Source organism: Pseudomonas sp. S2_A10 (assembly GCF_054668465.1).
This window is the reverse complement of sequence record NZ_CP162773.1, coordinates 2,644,076-2,660,026: the sequence shown is the minus strand read 5'-3', so window position 1 is coordinate 2,660,026 and position 15,951 is coordinate 2,644,076. Positions and strand designations below refer to the sequence as shown.

13 protein-coding genes are annotated in these 15,951 nt (G+C 60.4%); 5 read left to right on the top strand and 8 right to left on the bottom strand.

Features of this window, described 5'->3' with window-relative positions; all coding sequences use genetic code 11:
• Positions 1-72 precede the first annotated feature (72 nt).
• The 7 genes from AB4N41_RS11975 to AB4N41_RS11945 form a co-directional block, all read right to left on the bottom strand.
• Positions 73-444, bottom strand: a complete 372-nt coding sequence (locus tag AB4N41_RS11975; RefSeq protein WP_007914613.1) for a translation initiation factor Sui1 — start codon at positions 442-444, stop codon at positions 73-75.
• 315 nt (positions 445-759) lie between these two features.
• Entirely contained in the window at positions 760-1,317 is a 558-nt protein-coding gene (locus tag AB4N41_RS11970) for an NUDIX hydrolase (protein WP_041480663.1), read from the bottom strand.
• A gap of 3 nt (positions 1,318-1,320) precedes the next feature.
• Entirely contained in the window at positions 1,321-2,388 is a 1,068-nt protein-coding gene (locus AB4N41_RS11965) for a DUF2333 family protein (protein WP_041480664.1), read from the bottom strand.
• A 138-nt stretch (positions 2,389-2,526) separates the two neighbouring features.
• The gene (locus AB4N41_RS11960) at positions 2,527-3,003 is read right to left on the bottom strand and encodes a hypothetical protein (RefSeq protein WP_252877365.1); all 477 of its coding nucleotides are present in this window, start codon (positions 3,001-3,003) and stop codon (positions 2,527-2,529) included.
• On the bottom strand, positions 3,000-3,506 hold the full coding sequence (locus AB4N41_RS11955; RefSeq protein WP_095180910.1) for an Hcp family type VI secretion system effector: 507 nt from the start codon (positions 3,504-3,506) through the stop codon (positions 3,000-3,002). Before AB4N41_RS11955 ends, AB4N41_RS11960 begins: the two co-directional genes overlap by 4 nt.
• Complete coding sequence (locus tag AB4N41_RS11950) at positions 3,485-4,207, bottom strand: hypothetical protein (RefSeq protein WP_252877364.1); 723 nt, start codon at positions 4,205-4,207, stop codon at positions 3,485-3,487. Before AB4N41_RS11950 ends, AB4N41_RS11955 begins: the two co-directional genes overlap by 22 nt.
• Positions 4,207-5,355, bottom strand: a complete 1,149-nt coding sequence (locus AB4N41_RS11945; protein WP_150638335.1) for a DUF2515 family protein — start codon at positions 5,353-5,355, stop codon at positions 4,207-4,209. The genes AB4N41_RS11950 and AB4N41_RS11945 overlap by 1 nt, the downstream gene beginning before the upstream one ends.
• Positions 5,356-5,679: 324 nt before the next feature.
• Between AB4N41_RS11945 and gcbA the strand changes: the two genes are divergently transcribed.
• The 5 genes from gcbA to accC all read left to right on the top strand — a co-directional run bounded on the left by gcbA (position 5,680) and on the right by accC (position 11,901).
• A complete protein-coding gene (gcbA, locus tag AB4N41_RS11940) occupies positions 5,680-7,350 on the top strand; it encodes a diguanylate cyclase GcbA (protein ID WP_016771860.1) in 1,671 nt (556 codons plus the stop codon).
• Between the two features lie 51 nt (positions 7,351-7,401).
• Positions 7,402-9,348, top strand: coding sequence for a methyl-accepting chemotaxis protein (locus AB4N41_RS11935; protein ID WP_252877363.1), 1,947 nt, complete (start codon positions 7,402-7,404; stop codon positions 9,346-9,348).
• A gap of 241 nt (positions 9,349-9,589) precedes the next feature.
• Positions 9,590-10,045 (top strand): type II 3-dehydroquinate dehydratase, encoded by a 456-nt coding sequence (gene aroQ, locus AB4N41_RS11930; RefSeq protein WP_016771861.1) that lies wholly within the window; start codon positions 9,590-9,592, stop codon positions 10,043-10,045.
• Positions 10,046-10,069: 24 nt separating this feature from the next.
• The gene (gene accB, locus AB4N41_RS11925) at positions 10,070-10,528 is read left to right on the top strand and encodes an acetyl-CoA carboxylase biotin carboxyl carrier protein (RefSeq protein WP_016771862.1); all 459 of its coding nucleotides are present in this window, start codon (positions 10,070-10,072) and stop codon (positions 10,526-10,528) included.
• 17 nt (positions 10,529-10,545) lie between these two features.
• Positions 10,546-11,901 carry an acetyl-CoA carboxylase biotin carboxylase subunit gene (gene accC, locus AB4N41_RS11920; protein ID WP_024011424.1) on the top strand — a complete coding sequence of 452 codons (1,356 nt, stop codon included), beginning with the start codon at positions 10,546-10,548 and terminating at the stop codon, positions 11,899-11,901.
• Between the two features lie 65 nt (positions 11,902-11,966).
• Here accC and AB4N41_RS11915 read toward each other — a convergent pair whose 3' ends face one another.
• Positions 11,967-15,920 (bottom strand): type III effector 1, encoded by a 3,954-nt coding sequence (locus tag AB4N41_RS11915; RefSeq protein WP_252877362.1) that lies wholly within the window; start codon positions 15,918-15,920, stop codon positions 11,967-11,969.
• Positions 15,921-15,951: the final 31 nt, after the last annotated feature.

The window sequence follows — 15,951 nt, the reverse complement described above, 5'->3', positions numbered from 1 at the left end:
ACCATGGCGACGACGCCGGATCCGAGAACACTCGAAGCCGGATCAAGCCGCCGGAGGGTTTCACAGAGGCTGCTAGCCGCCGGATTTCTTCGCTTTGAAACCGTGCTTGATCAGCTCTGCCAAGAGTAGCTCGACGTGATCGCCCTGGATTTCGATGATGCCGTCCTTCAACGCCCCGCCGGTGCCACAACGTTTCTTCAACGTCGTCGCCAGCTCCTTGAGCGCGTCTTCGGCCAAGGGCACGCCGGTGATGGTGGTCACCGTCTTGCCGCCACGGCCCTTGCTTTCGCGACGCACGCGGGCAATGCCGTCACCGGCCGGGATCACGGTTTGTTTGCAGATACAGGCGTCCACCGGCTTGCTGCATTCCGGGCAATGACGACCTGCGTCGGTGGAAAATACCAGGCCGCCCAGGGCGGCGAAGGATGCGGCTTTCTTGGCCACCGGCAATCCTCTCGGGAGGACAAAGACTGATCGCAACCTTGGGCAAGGTCAGCGACCGCGAAGCCCCACTCAGGCAGGGGCAGCGCTACTGCATCGGAAAACTTTGGACGCTGGACTGAATCTGCAGGAGCTGACGAGTGCAACGAGGCTGCGATCTTTTGATCCTGATCTTTAACGGCAAGATCAAAAGATCGCAGCCTTCGGCAGCTCCTACGGTAAATCTGCAGGCCAACCTCAAGCTATCCGGTGCAGCTTGAAAAGGTCGCGCAGTGTAACGGCAAAAATCGCGATTGCTAAGTGCCAATCGGCGCCAATTCATGTGTTCTTTGCGACGTTGCTTTGCTGCGCCTTGAGATAGCGCCTTAACGCGGCCAGAGAGTCCGGGCAATAAGGCTTTTCGCTGATTTCGCGCATGACCTGTTCGACAGGGATGAATCGCGCTTCGAGGACTTCTTCCGGCTGCAGTTTCAGCGGCCCGTCCCATACAGCGGAAAATGCCGAACACCACAGACGGTTGCCGGTGTCTTCGAAATAGAAGTGATCGTGAGCGGTGAGTTCGACGCCGCTGACGCCCAGCTCTTCTTCCAGCTCGCGCGCCGCCGACTCGGCATAACTTTCATCGGCCTGGACCATGCCGCCTGCGGCAACATCCCAGTAACCAGGATAAATCGCCTTGCTCAACGTACGGCGGTGCACGCACAGCTCACCGGCGGAGTTGAACAGCATGATGTAAGTGCCACGGCCAATCAGCCCGCGCTCACGCAAATCGGAGCGCACCAGAGCGCCGAGCAGGTTGTCCTGTTCGTCGACCCAGGCGATCTGTTCAGCGTCCGAGGCGGCGCGATGGGCCGCCTCTCTTGTAGTCTGGCTCACGTATCAGCCCTGATTGAGCAGTTGACGCAAATCGATCACCGCAGCGTTGGCCCGGGAAATATAGTTGGCCATGACCAGCGAGTGGTTGGCCAACACGCCGAAACCGCTGCCGTTGAGAATCATCGGGCTCCACACCGGCTCTTGCGAAGCCTCCAGCTCACGGATGATCTGGCGCACGCTGACGGTGGCGTTCTTCTTCGCCAGCACGTCGGCGAAATCGACTTCGATGGCGCGCAGCAGATGCGACAGCGCCCAGGCCTGGCCGCGTGCTTCGTAGAACACGTTGTCGATCTGCATCCACGGGGTTTCCACGACTTCTTCGTCAACCTGCGGCACTTCGCCGACTGCCGGAACTTCGGTCTTCAGCGCAGTGTTGAGCTTGACCCGGCCGACACTGGCCGACAGGCGTTGCGACAGCGAACCGAGACGGGTACCGACATCGCCCAGCCAGTTGTTGAGGTTGTCGGCGCGCGCGTAGAACAGCGCGTTTTTCTGGTTCGGATCAGACAAGCGCGACTGATAGCGGCTCAGGGAGTTGATGCCTTCCTGGTATTCCGACTCGCTGGACGGCAGCACCCAGCTCTTGTTGTCGAAGTTGAAGCGCGGTTCGGCCTTGGCCAGATCGGCGTCTTCGGCCGACTGCGATTGCGAACGGGCAAAATCCTTGCGCAGGGCGCGGGTCAGGTCACGCACCTGCACCAGCACGCCGTATTCCCAGCTCGGCGTGTTGTCCATCCACAGGCCCGGCGGGAAACGGTCATTGGAAATGTAACCGCCCGGCTTGTTGAGCAAGGTGCCGGCAACGGTCTTCAGGGTTTCGACCGTGGTGTAGCCGACCACCATTTGCTTGCCTTCTTTCTCGGCAGCGACCTGGGCGTTCTGCGCCACCGGAAACAGTTCCGGCTCCTGGCTCCAGTACCAGCCCAGCGCGATGGTGACCAGCAAATACAGACCGATCACTGTGGCCAGCGCCCGGCTGAACAGCAGCCCGCCGACATAGCTGCGGGTGGCCGACTTGGGCTCGGCGGCACGTTCAGGCGCGCTGCCCGCGCGGTTTTTCCAGTCCAGCATGGCGATATCCTTTCAATCACTTGGGTTCAACGGTTCGACCACAACCATACAACAACGTGCCAAGGCCTAGCACCCGCTATCGCGGTACTGGCGCAAAACAAGCGAAGGGTGTCGCGAACGAAAGGATAGACGCAGATTTCAGACGTTGAAGATGCGCAGCGAAAGCTGCCGCACTTGGTCGTCGGTAAACAGATGTGCAATGCCTTGGGCATCAGTTCGGCGCTGACTGGGTATTCCATCGATCATGGCGATGTAGGCCTGCGCGGGCAACGGCTGACCGGTCACGCTGTCGACCAGACGAAAGATTCGTGCGGTGCGCGTGGGCTGCTCGGGCGGGTTGTTCATCAGATCGAGCACGGCCTGGTGGAACACCGCTTCGGCGCCCTGCCAGTAGCCATAGTCGGCCTCGGCTTTGATCAGGCACCATTCACCCTGTTTGATCTGCGCCAGGACTTCGCTGTCCAGATTGATCATCAAACCGGCCCGCAGTTGATCCAGACCTTCGAGCGGTTGGCGCATGCTCAACAGACTGCTGACGTGCTCCAGCGCCTCTTCCACGCAACAGACATGCTGGCGCTCGTGGTCGGTCAGGCTCAGTTCACGGACCAGCCTCACCGAAGTCCCTCGCCTTGCCACTCGTCCGAACCCATCGTCCGGCTGATTTCGTGGCGCCAGTAGATGCGCCGATAGCTGAAGTGGACTTTCTCCAGCTGGGTGAGATGCGACGTGGCCGTGTCGAGACAGTTCGGCATCAATAGTTCGCTGCCGACGACCAACGCATCCTCCAGCTCCACCGTGTAGAAGTGCTCCTGCACGCCGCTGGCCGACGTGCGATAAAACTCCACGCGGCATTCGCTCAGCAACTCGCCGCTGGACAGCGCCATATTCAGCAAGGGCGAAGCCTTGTCGAGGGTTTTGGTGATGATCAAGGGCCTGTGCATCCGCCGCCCGGCGCCCTGATCCTTGGGTATGTACATGCCATGACTGAGGGCCTGAACCATGATCTTGTCTTCGCGCCCGCTCTGGTAGGTATTGCCCACCGAGGCTTCAGTGAAAGCGCCGGCGGTGATCAGGCCCTGGCGGCTGCCGTGGATGGTCATGAAGGCTGGGATGGGCATGGAATGGCTCCTTTTTCGGGTAGGGGTGGGAGGAAGTGATGGGATTCGAGGCGGCGATCTTCGATTTCGTCGAAAGGAATCCAGGGTTTCGCCACGGCGAGAGTGATGAGGTAGCGCTCCTGATCGAGATGTCTGGAATCTCTGAAGCGTCCTAGAATCAGCATTGCCTGGTATTTGTCGCCGGCCTGCCAAAATGACCGCCCAGAAAGCACTCCTTGTCTGACGTATGCGCGCCATTCGGGGGTGTCCGTAATTGTCGGGTCGCCCTGCGTACCCATCGGTTTCCAGCCTTTTGCGCACCATTGGCTCTGCAGATCGGTAACAACCTTCATGGCGTCCTCAATCAGCAGAGGTTCGATTTGCGGAGACATGCGGATGCTCACGGTCAGATTATTGACGAACGTCACGGTGAAAAACCGAGCCAGCGGCGTCTCGAACCCGTACTGCGGATCAACGAAGCGCAGACGTGCATCCGTCTTCGGAATGCCACCGGAAACAGTCTTGCTGCCGCGATCCCACACACTGAACGGAGCGGTTGAATGTGCCTCCATGTACTCGTAGGTTTCGCCGATCCTCAAGGTAATGACTGGATCATTCCATAGCGGCTGCATCAATTGCCGCAAGGCGGCCAGTGCAGCAGCCACACAAACAATCATCCACACCCAGCGACGTCGGCTGATTTGCCGAAGGCGCAAGCTCATCAGCCCTCCTCCCTGAGCGCAATCTCGCGGATTGACTGCGCCAACAACGCCTTGTTGCTGTCGTTGAGCAACAGATCAAAACGACTTGCCGCCCGCAGCACAAACTTCATTCGCTGGTCGATATCGGACAAATCCGCCAGCGGGCTGCTATCAAAATCAATGGTCCGGCCATCATCGACACGCTGGCATTGGCTGGTCAGCGTCAGCTCGATGGCCTGAGCGACGCCGGAAGGGAAGTTGGTGACATAAGAAAAATGATTGCCGCGCAAAAGCGCAACCAGGTGGCTGTTTTCGTAAATGGTCGGCTGGAGAATATTTTGCTGCTCGTGCCACGCCAAATGCTTCACGCTTTCGGCGATTTTCCCAGCCTCTATTGCTTCAAAGGCCACCTCTATCTCGGGATATGCATCCCCGAACCTGAGGGTGTCTTGCCCGACCGGCCAAAGCACCGGCCACTTCGCATGCCCTTGAATCTTCTCCCGGTCGCGAAGACATTTCTTCAACTCCGCCAATCCCCGCACCGCATAGAACTGATGCAACGGATAAACATCCAGAAACAGCGTGGTATTACCCATCGCCATCATTTCGTAGACATGCCGGAACTGTTGCTCGGCCACCGACAGCTCTTCACCTGGCACCCGGGCATCCATGACAGACAGCGGATTACGCGCCTGAGCCTGTTGATATTCACGCAGGTCTTCGGCCTGTCCCGGCATTTTTTCCGGCGTGAGCAATCCGGATTCGCGTCGGCTGTCTCGCAGCCGCTGCCGCGCTTCGTATTCCTCGCGGATGCGTTCGATACTCTGTGCCGCATGCAGCAAGCCACAGCCGACCTGCTTGGAGGCAAACGCCGCCAGGCCCGCCCATTGAAAACGTGAGTCGTGCAACCACAACCGGGCATAAGCCGCGTTGATCGCCCGGTTGCGCGCGACCGGATCGGCAATCAGCACGCCGTTCGGGGCGACAATTGCCTCGGCGGCGCGCTGATAGCGCCGCCAGAGGCATTGGCAGGTCAGCACTGGCACCTCTGTCACCTGCACCCGCTCGCCGTACAACAGCTCTTCGTCGCAAGCGCAGTCATCGATGGGCCTGATGTTGTGATTGAGGCGCTGGGCATCACTGGCGAGTTCGGTGAAACATTGGCTCATGGCGGATGGACGGCAGCTAGGGGAATCCCTGAACCGTAACAGCCAACCGGGCCGGTGAAAGCGCGTAGAAGAAAAATCAGAAAGCGCTGTCAGACGCCGTCTATCAAGGCCGCTGAAATGTCGACAGCGCTGGCAGGATTGCTCGCTAAGCCCCAGCATGCGGGCACTTGGTCAAAATCAGAGGTAAAAACAAAACCACCCGGTCAGAAACTGAATCGTGTCGTCCAGCAGATTATTGACGTACGACACTCGTCTAAGGGAAAAGAGGTGCTAGCATAGAGCCACCAGTCGATCTCAGCATGCACCCTAACTAGTAGTCAGGATATGACCGAGCCAGAAGACCCCAGCCGTGAGCGTCTCAAGCACCACTTTGCCCAGCGGGTAATTCATCAGGCACGTCAGATTCTTGAGATATGGCAGCGCCTGCAACGCAGTGAGTGGTCCACCGTCGATCTTGCCGAACTGAGCGAGGCGAATCTGCGTCTGCTGCGTTTTGCCGAGCGCTTCGAACAGCCGGAACACACTCAGTTGGCGCATCACATCAGCCAGTCGCTGCAAGCGGTGGATGCCAATCGTGGACGCCTCAGCAGCGGCCTGATCACCGATCTCAATCGTTTGATGCAGCGCCTGTCGCGCACTGGCCTGCGCCATGGCGATCAGCTCGACCAGACGTTCCTGCCGCCGCTGCGCAAGCCGATCTACGTGATGTTGCAGGATCACGACCGCGCTGAACGCCTGGCCAAGCAACTGGAATTTTTCGGCTTGAGCGCGCAGGCACTGGACAGCGTGGCCGCGTTTCGTTCGTCGATGGTCGAGCGCTTGCCCGCAGCGATTGTCATGGACGTGGATTTCAGTGGCCCCGGCATCGGCCTGAAACTCGCCGCCGAAGCTCAGGTCGGTCTCGAAGAACCGCTGCCGCTGCTGTTCTTCAGCCTGCACGAAACCGACACCCCGACCCGCCTCGCCGCCGTGCGCGCCGGTGGCCAGGAATTCCTCACCGGCACCCTTGAAGCATCGAGCCTGCTGGAAAAAATCGAAGTGCTGACCTGCGTCGCCCAGTACGAGCCTTATAAAGTGCTGATCATTGACGACTCGCGCGCCCAGGCCCTGCACACCGAGCGCCTGCTCAACAGCGCCGGGATTGTCACACGCACCCTGATCGAACCGATTCAGGCAATGGCCGAGCTGGCGGATTTCCAGCCGGACCTGATCATCCTCGACATGTACATGCCGGCCTGCACCGGCACCGAGCTGGCCAAGGTCATCCGCCACAACGACCGCTATGTCAGCGTGCCGATCATTTACCTGTCGGCCGAGGACGATCTGGACAAGCAGCTCGACGCCATGAGCGAGGGCGGCGATGACTTCCTGACCAAGCCGATCAAACCGCGGCACCTGATCACCACTGTGCGCAACCGCGCCGCTCGGGCGCGCAACCTCAAAGCACGGATGGTCCGCGACAGCCTCACCGGTCTGTACAACCACACGCATATTCTGCAATTGCTCGAAGACTGCTCGTTCCGCGCGCGCCGCGAGAACAAGCCACTGAGCTTTGCCATGCTCGACATCGATCACTTCAAGCGGGTCAACGACAGCCATGGCCACCCGATGGGTGACCGGGTGATCAAGAGCCTGGCGCTGTTTCTCAAGCAGCGGTTGCGCAAGACCGATTTCATTGGCCGGTACGGCGGCGAAGAGTTCGCCATCGTCATGCCCGACACCGATATCGACGCGGCGCACAAAGTCCTCGACGAGATTCGCCAGCGCTTCGCCGAGATTCATTACCCGGCGCAGCCGCAGGACCTCTGGTGCACGTTCAGCGCCGGCGTAGTAGAAATGTGCGATGACTCCGACAGCCTGATGATGGCCAGCCAGGCCGATGAGGCGCTGTATCGCGCCAAGGGTGCAGGACGCAATCGGGTGCAGACCGCGCGCCAGTCAAAGCAAAGTGCCACTTTTTCATCGGAATCCACTGATTCGGTCATAACCTTGTAATAGAACCGCAATAAATTCAGGCGCTTACCATTCCTGCCGTTGGTAGCCGTCATGCGCCTGAAGTTGCTCACCAATCTCAACACTCTGCTGCTGGTCGCCGTCTGCGTGGCCCTTGGCGCCACGCTGTGGTGGTCGCAAAAAGCCCTCGAACGCCCCTATCTGTTAATGGAGCGTTACCTGGGGCTGTCGCAACAATTTCAGAATGAAGTGGCGCGCAACGTCGAGGATTATCTGGCCAGCGGTGACGCGCTGCGCCTGAGCAGTGCCGCCCAGGCTATCGACAGCGTGCAAAAGCAACTGGGTGACTTGCCCCCGGCGCTGGCCGACACGGTACGGCCAAGCCTGTCGAGCCTCGATGAATTCAGCAAAACCGACCTGCTCGCCGCCGGCAAACTGGCTGGCGATCCGCAGGCGCTGCTGTTGCAGGCCGAACGCGAACTCAGCGCCAGCCTCGACCAGCTCAATACTTACGCCAATGGCAACGCCGCCTACCTCGCGCCACTGCTTGCCGCGTCGCAGCATCTGGGCAGACTGTCGCTGGCGCGGGACAAACTGGTGAGCAGCGGGCGCAGTGAACTGGCTGCCGATGTCGAGCGCGAAGTGAGCAACATGCGCGCTCAGGCCGAGGCCATCGATGCCCTGCCCTTGCTCGGTGTGGTCGCCAGCAACGAATCGAGCAGTGACGATTTCGCCGCGCTGATGGGCATCGAAACCACTGATAAAGCCGCCGCCGAAGATGCCGGTGTCGGCCTCAAACGCGAACTGAACAGCTTGCTCGGCCGCTATCCGGCGGAACTGGCGCGCACCCGCGAGCAGATCCAGAAACGCGCCGAGCTCAGCGCCGCGACCCACGATAAAATCGCCAGCGTGCAACACGCCATCGCCGGCCTCGAACCGGTGGTACGCGCGCAACATGGGCAGATCCAGGGCGAAGTGCGGCTGATGCAAGGCGTGATGATCGGCCTGATTCTGTTGATCGCCCTGCTCATCGATACCTTGCAGCGGCGCCTGGCCCGCACCCTGACCAACCTCGCCCCAGCGCTGTCGACCTGGGCCGAAGGCGATTTCAGTCGCGACATCCAACTGGGCAAGACCAATCGCGAATTGCATGACATCGAAGCGTCGCTCAACCGCTTGCGCGCCTATCTGGTGGATCTGGTCGGCACCATTCGCGGCAACGCCGAGCAGGTCGCGGGCAGCAGCCGCACCCTCGCCGAACTGAGCAATGACCTGCACAGCGGCGCCGAACATCAGGCCGGCGATACTGCGCTGATTCGCGATTCGCTGGGAGAACTCGAGGCGACCATTCAGCAAGTGGCCGGCGATGCCCGTCAGGCTGCCGACGCCAGCCGTCATGCCGGACTGGCCGTCGAGCAAGGGCAGGCTGTAATCGGCCAGAGCCTGACCGGACTGCATGCGCTGGTCGGTGAGGTTCAAGGCAATGCGCAGATGATCGAACATCTGGCAGAAGAATCAGCAACCATCGGCGGCGTGCTGACAGTGATTCGTTCGATTGCTGACCAGACCAATCTGCTCGCCCTGAACGCCGCGATCGAGGCGGCCCGCGCTGGAGAGATGGGCCGTGGTTTTGCCGTGGTCGCCGAAGAGGTGCGCTCGCTGGCACAACGCACCGCCGGGGCCACAGCAGAAATCCAGACGCTGATAGCCGGCCTGCAGACCGCCGCGCGACAATCGGTCGAAGGCATGCGCGCGCAAGTCGAACACGCCGAAGCCACGGCCAGTCAGGCGCAAGCGGCAGACGGTGCACTGGACAAAATCGTCGGTGCGATCCAGACCATCGCCGACACCGCCGTGCGCATCGCCGATGTCACCGCGCAGCAAAGTGGCGCGGTCAGCGAGATCCGCGATCACAGCGAGCGCATTCATCAATTGGGTGGGGATAACCTGCTGCGCATCGGCCAAGGGCGCGAACAGGGCGAGAATTTGTTGGTTCTCGGCGGCCAACTGCATACAGCCGTTCAGGCCTTCCGCGTCTGACGTACCACCTTCGCGAGCAGGCTCGCTCCCACATTGGAATGCATACCCCTGTGGGAGCGAGCCTGCTCGCGAAGAGGCTCTTGCCGACACCACGAATGACCGGATCAGCTCACTCGGTCACAAATTTCGCGCAAACATCGCCCATCGTGCCGCCTATTGCATGGAACTGGACAGTCACAAAGGCTTTGCGGCATAGTCGCCGGGTTCTGACGACTGCTCATTGATAACAAGGACAACGCAGATGGCGACGCTACTGGTGCTGCATGGCCCCAACCTGAACCTGCTCGGCACCCGGGAACCGGGGACCTACGGGTCGACGACCCTGGCGCAGATCAATCAGGATCTGGAGCGGCGCGCCCGTGAAGCCGGCCATCATCTGCTGCATCTGCAAAGCAACGCCGAGTACGAATTGATCGATCGCATCCACGCTGCACGCGGTGAAGGCGTGGACTTCATTCTGATCAATCCGGCGGCTTTTACGCACACAAGTGTCGCATTACGTGACGCGCTGCTGGGAGTGAGCATCCCATTCATCGAAGTGCATTTGTCCAACGTGCACAAGCGCGAACCTTTCCGCCATCACTCCTACTTCTCCGATGTAGCGGTAGGAGTGATCTGCGGCCTTGGCGCCAGCGGTTACCGACTGGCCCTGGAGGCCGCACTAGAGCAGCTTGAACACCAAGCTATACGCCCCTGACCGACCCTTGGGAGTTGATGATTCATGGATATCCGTAAAGTTAAGAAACTGATCGAATTGCTGGAAGAGTCCGGCATCGACGAGCTCGAGATCAAGGAAGGCGAAGAGTCCGTACGCATCAGCCGCCACAGCAAGACCCCGGCGCAGCAGTACTACGCGCCAGCCCCGATGCAGGCTCCGGCCGCTGCCCCTGCTGCCGCGCCAGTCGCTGCCGCTGCTCCGGCCGCCGCTGCTGCACCCGCGCTGAACGGCACCGTGGCCCGTTCGCCGATGGTCGGCACCTTCTACCGTAAATCTTCGCCAACCTCGCCTGCCTTCGTTGAAGTCGGCCAGACCGTGAAGAAAGGCGACACCCTGTGCATCGTCGAAGCCATGAAGATGATGAACCACATCGAAGCTGAAACCAGCGGTGTGATCGAATCCATCCTCGTCGAAGACGGCCAGCCGGTTGAGTACGACCAACCGCTGTTCACCATCGTTTGAACCGCGGAGAGCCTTTGATGACTGCGAAGTTGGAAAAAGTTCTGATCGCTAACCGCGGTGAGATCGCCCTGCGGATTCTGCGTGCCTGCAAAGAGATGGGCATCAAGACCGTCGCCGTTTACTCCAAGGCCGACAAAGAGCTGATGCACCTGGGTCTGGCAGACGAATCCGTCTGCATCGGCCCGGCGTCCGCCGCTCAGTCTTACCTGCACATTCCGGCCATCATCGCTGCCGCTGAAGTGACCGGCGCTACCGCCATTCACCCAGGCTACGGTTTCCTCGCGGAAAACGCCGATTTTGCCGAGCAGGTCGAGAACTCCGGCTTCGCCTTCATCGGCCCGAAAGCCGACACCATCCGCCTGATGGGCGACAAGGTATCGGCCAAGCACGCGATGATCGAAGCCGGCGTACCGACCGTTCCTGGCTCTGACGGCCCGCTGCCGGAAGACGAAGAAACGGCGCTGCGCATCGGTCGTGAAGTCGGCTACCCGGTGATCATCAAGGCCGCCGGTGGCGGTGGTGGTCGCGGCATGCGCGTGGTGCACAAGGAAGAAGACCTGATCGCCTCGGCGAAACTGACCCGCTCCGAAGCAGGCGCGGCGTTCGGCAACCCGATGGTCTATCTGGAAAAATTCCTCACCAACCCGCGCCACGTCGAAGTGCAGGTTCTGTCCGACGGCCAGGGCCACGCCATCCACCTGGGCGACCGCGACTGCTCGCTGCAGCGTCGTCACCAGAAGGTTCTCGAAGAAGCGCCGGCACCGGGCATCGACGAGAAAGCGCGCCAGGAAGTATTGGCTCGCTGCGTCAAGGCATGCATCGACATCGGCTACCGTGGCGCCGGTACTTTCGAGTTCCTCTACGAGAACGGCCGTTTCTACTTCATCGAAATGAACACCCGTGTTCAGGTGGAGCACCCGGTTTCGGAGATGGTCACCGGTATCGACATCGTCAAGGAGATGCTCAGCATCGCCGCTGGCAACAAGCTGTCGTTCACTCAGGATGACGTGGTCATCCGCGGTCACTCGCTGGAGTGCCGGATCAACGCTGAAGATCCGAAGACCTTCATGCCGAGCCCGGGCACGGTCAAGCATTTCCACGCCCCAGGCGGCAACGGCGTTCGCGTCGATTCGCACCTGTACAGCGGTTATGCCGTGCCACCGAACTACGACTCGCTGATCGGCAAGCTGATCACTTACGGCGCAACCCGCGACGAAGCCATGGCACGCATGCGCAATGCCCTGGACGAAATCGTGGTCGACGGGATCAAGACCAACATCCCGCTGCACCGTGATCTGGTTCGTGACGAAGGCTTCTGCAAAGGCGGTGTGAACATTCACTACCTCGAGCACAAGCTGGCCAAACAGTCGTAAGGCTGAAGCGGCATGAAAAACCCGATCCCTGCGGATCGGGTTTTTTTATGCCTGCAACAAGCAGATCAGACCATTACCGTGGAGAACGCCTGCTGCTCGACCATTGTGGCAGATGCCCCCAGGCCAGCCTCATCGACCACCGCTCCTGCTGCGTTTTCATGTAACGGTCTGCGGGTGAACCGCCTCGTAAAGTTTCGGGCACGTATCGAGAGCCCGTCCGTGGCATAGCTCGATCTGGCGATAAGCGGGTTGTACAGCCTGCCAATCTGACCAGAGGAATGCTTGAACACTCTAGAGACTCCATTGTTCAGATTCAGCACCACGCCATAGCTGTTGCCCAGGCACGACGAGTATGACCAGTAATCCCAGGTCGGCTGCAGGCCCTGTTCGCGCAACACGCGCCTGACCGGACCGCCGATGTCAGCACCCGCCGACAGCCAGTCGCCACCCACCAGCGTGGCGCGAATGTTCGGCGGTGTTCCCCCCAGACGCTCCAGCACCTGCGTGACACTTCGCTCGATCAGCGGGCGAATATTGTGATCGAAATGAATGACCGCCCCCACTCTCGTCGTCGGGTTATACAGCGAGGCGATGACGCAACTCTGCGCATTCAACGAAAACAGGTAGTTATCCTGCGATCCGGGACGGAAAGCCGCCACCACGGCTTCGCCCTGCAGCGCGCCGCGGTTCAGCACGGGCTCGACACCTCCAGGAAAAGCATCATTCAAATTATTCACGCGCCCAAGGTTGCGCACGTTGCCACCTGTTAGTCCGACCCTGGCGTGTGTCCACTTGCCCCCCGGAGCAAGCTGAATCGGTTGCTGATAGATCGCGGTCGGGCGACGGGCATCGACCAGGCTCAGGCCACCGAAATGCGGATTTTCCCTGACCAGAAAATACTTGCCTCTGTTACGAATGTAATAGGCCGGTTGCGGCTGTGCAGCGCTGGGCGGGCTGCGCCAGGTGCCGAAAAAGACGCCTTCTTCGCTCACCCTTTGCAAATGTTCGGGCGTCTTGCTGACGGCCTGCCTGGCATGAAAGCGTACTTCCCGGATCGCCGGCAGCGCGTCCCTGTGTAGCGGAGCCACGGTATTCAGACGCTCTGACAACAACGAGACAGGCCTCATCGTGTGCTTCAGACTTCTGGCCGCACCGCCCAGCCACTTGATCGCACTGCCTGCGCCGACCATGGCAAACAGCGCCCCCCACGACGCCTCCAGCCAGTGGCCGAGCGCGCCATCGATGTCGCCCTCCAGATGCGCCGCGACCGCCTGACCAGCGCTGACGGCAATGAACACGACATCAAGCAGCAAGGCAAACGGAGGAAACACCATACAAAACGGTGCAGCTGCAAACATCAGACCCTTGACCACTTGGCGTTCGATCATTTGCGCGCGGCTGGTGGTGATGTCCTGCACATCCGTGACCGCGCGCTCAATGTACGCGTTGAACTCGCTACGGGCGTCAATCAGGCGCTGCGCTTCGTGCAGCGTATCGACGCGTTGTTTTTTTGCCGCAATCGCATACAGGGTGCGTGACACGATGCTGCGCGCAGCAACCGGCGTACGCGCCATCAAGTAGTCATGCAAAGCGCCGGCGATGTCGCCGAACAGTGACTGATATGCACGTACCACAATGCCGTCGGGGGCATCAGGCGTGTACAGCCACCAGGATGGCTCGGGGTCGAACGAGGTCAGCACATACACCCCGAGCACGACGTGATGGCGCACGGTGAACCTGAACACGCCGTCACTTTCAACCATGCTCGCGCCCGGAAAATGCGTACCCGGTGCTGGCACCTCGCTCAACAGAGAGACCTGACGGACCAGCGCTGAATACACCGCGTCGCTCAATCGCGCCTGACTTCTGGCCACGCGTAAATCCCGGTCCATCTTTGACAGCAGCACGTTGCGGTAGGCAAAGCGACGCGGTTCGTAGGCAGCATCACGCGGGTCGAGATATTTGCCACGAATCTCGCTGGCGTATTTTTCACCCAGCCACGCCCGGCGCAGATACAGCGCCAGATCGGCGCTGCGCACCTGGCTCAGATCCTGGCCAACCGACGATCGCACGCCTTTTTTCGGATGCTCGATGCCAGAGTTGTCATCGTAGCCATGAATGGCCAGGTCGAGCAGCGTGGCAACCTGCTGCTTCCTGCGGTCGGCAACGCCAGGGTTGTAATCGATCAACACAGTGGCCGGATCGACCGGTTCCGGCACGTTCTTGCTGCGCATATAGGGCGTGATCGCTGCGGCAACCGAGCGCCTGGCGAAATCGACAAAAACCTCGAAACCGCCCAGCAGCTCGTTGAAAACCTGCTGATGAACGATCAGTTCCTGATTCAGGCTGCTGATGCGCCGGCGAGCCTCGAGCGCGAGCGTCGTGTACCAGCGCAACGAGTTGTCCTGCTCGACCCGCTGCAGGTTGTTTGCCAGGGCCATTTTTGCAGCGGCTTCGACGCACTCGTCGAACGGCAAGGGCGTTCGTCGAAGGTCACTCTGCATGCCCCAGAGAGCAGGACTGGCCGCCGCAGCCACAAGATAATCACGTGCCGGGTGATGTGCAGCCGGCGAAAGCTGCTGCAACAGATACTCGCGACCGGATTCGCTCTGCGTCCAGCTCCATACTTCGCCGGTCAACGCCGCAATCGAAGGCAACCGGACCCACTCCTGACCGTCCGGTTTGTTGGGCGCGTACAGCACCAGGTTATTCACCGCTTGCTCAGTCTCTGCCTGGTAGAACACCAGAAGATCGGCGCATTGCATGCCGTTGGGCAGCGTCAATGCGGCCACTTGCAACGGTTTCATTGCCGCTTGCCCAGACCACATCTGCTCCAGACGCTCATGGTCGGAATCCGCCAGATGAGCTGCGCAGCGCGCGACGAATGCGCTCTGCCTGAGCCGTACGGTGAACCAGTCGATGAGTGCCTTTTGCACGTCGGTGCGCTGGTACTGCTCGGCGAGGGCGCGCAGGTAGTCCGCCGGATAATCCTGTTCCGCCAGCATGTCGGCAATGAATGCCGGCTTGAGTGACTGGTTGCGCAATGGCGCAGGACTGGTGATCTCCAATACCGCTGCGAAGTCCTGACCGATCGGCCCGCATGCCAGCAGGTCACTGAGGCTGCGATTGTGGGTCGGCTCACCGACCGCCGAGCGCCATCTGAGCCGCACGTCGATCCGGTCTGGTTCAACCGCCATGTCGAGCTTGAGCTGAATGTATTCGATGGCCTGCTGGCGGGCAAAGTCGCGCAACGAGCCGTGGCCCTGCAGCAGGTCATCGAGAGCTGCCTGCGCCAGTGACGTCTGCTCCTGATAATCGCGCAACAGGGCGCGATCCGGCTCCTTCAGCGCTTTGATCCATGACGGCAGTTGCGCGAAGGAATGCGCCTCGAGAATCTTTTTCTCTGCGTCGGTTGCCAGGGCAGTCAACCGGTACCGACGCGTGCTGCGGGCCTGAACCCGGTCGATTTTGCTGCGCAATTGATCCAGTGTCAGGCCCGCCAGTTGGTCACGGCGCAACAGCAACTCGATGTCCTTGATATAGCGCCGCAGCTTGCGTTTGATCAGACGATCGAACAACGCCTCCTGCCCCTTTGTCGCCCAATGTTCTCGCAGGTATTTTTTGTACTGGTCGAGGAAGTGCAGCGAAACGCTATCCACCGTCCGGATCACATGCTCATGACGGCTGGACGGTAAACCGGGGTCAGCGCCCCCCGGCCAGCGAAATGGCGCGTCCTGGAGCGCCAGGAACATGACTGGCCGGCCGTCGATAAGCTTTTGCAGAATGGCGTCAAGCAGCGCAACCACAAAGCCCGGGGCGAAATGGCCGTCCGGGTAATGCCTGCGCAGTTCAGTCAAAGCGAAATGCTCCAGCGCCTCGAGCAACGTCATCTGGCTGTTCAAGCGCTTGTCGATCATCACCTGCCAGCGCGTGATGCGCAGGAGGATCTCCTGCACCGACCCCGTAGACGCAGCGGCTATCGGTGGTTTTTCTTCTACAGTCCCTTGTTGATCCGCCATGTCGTCCAGTCTTTTGTTGCGTAGAGATGAG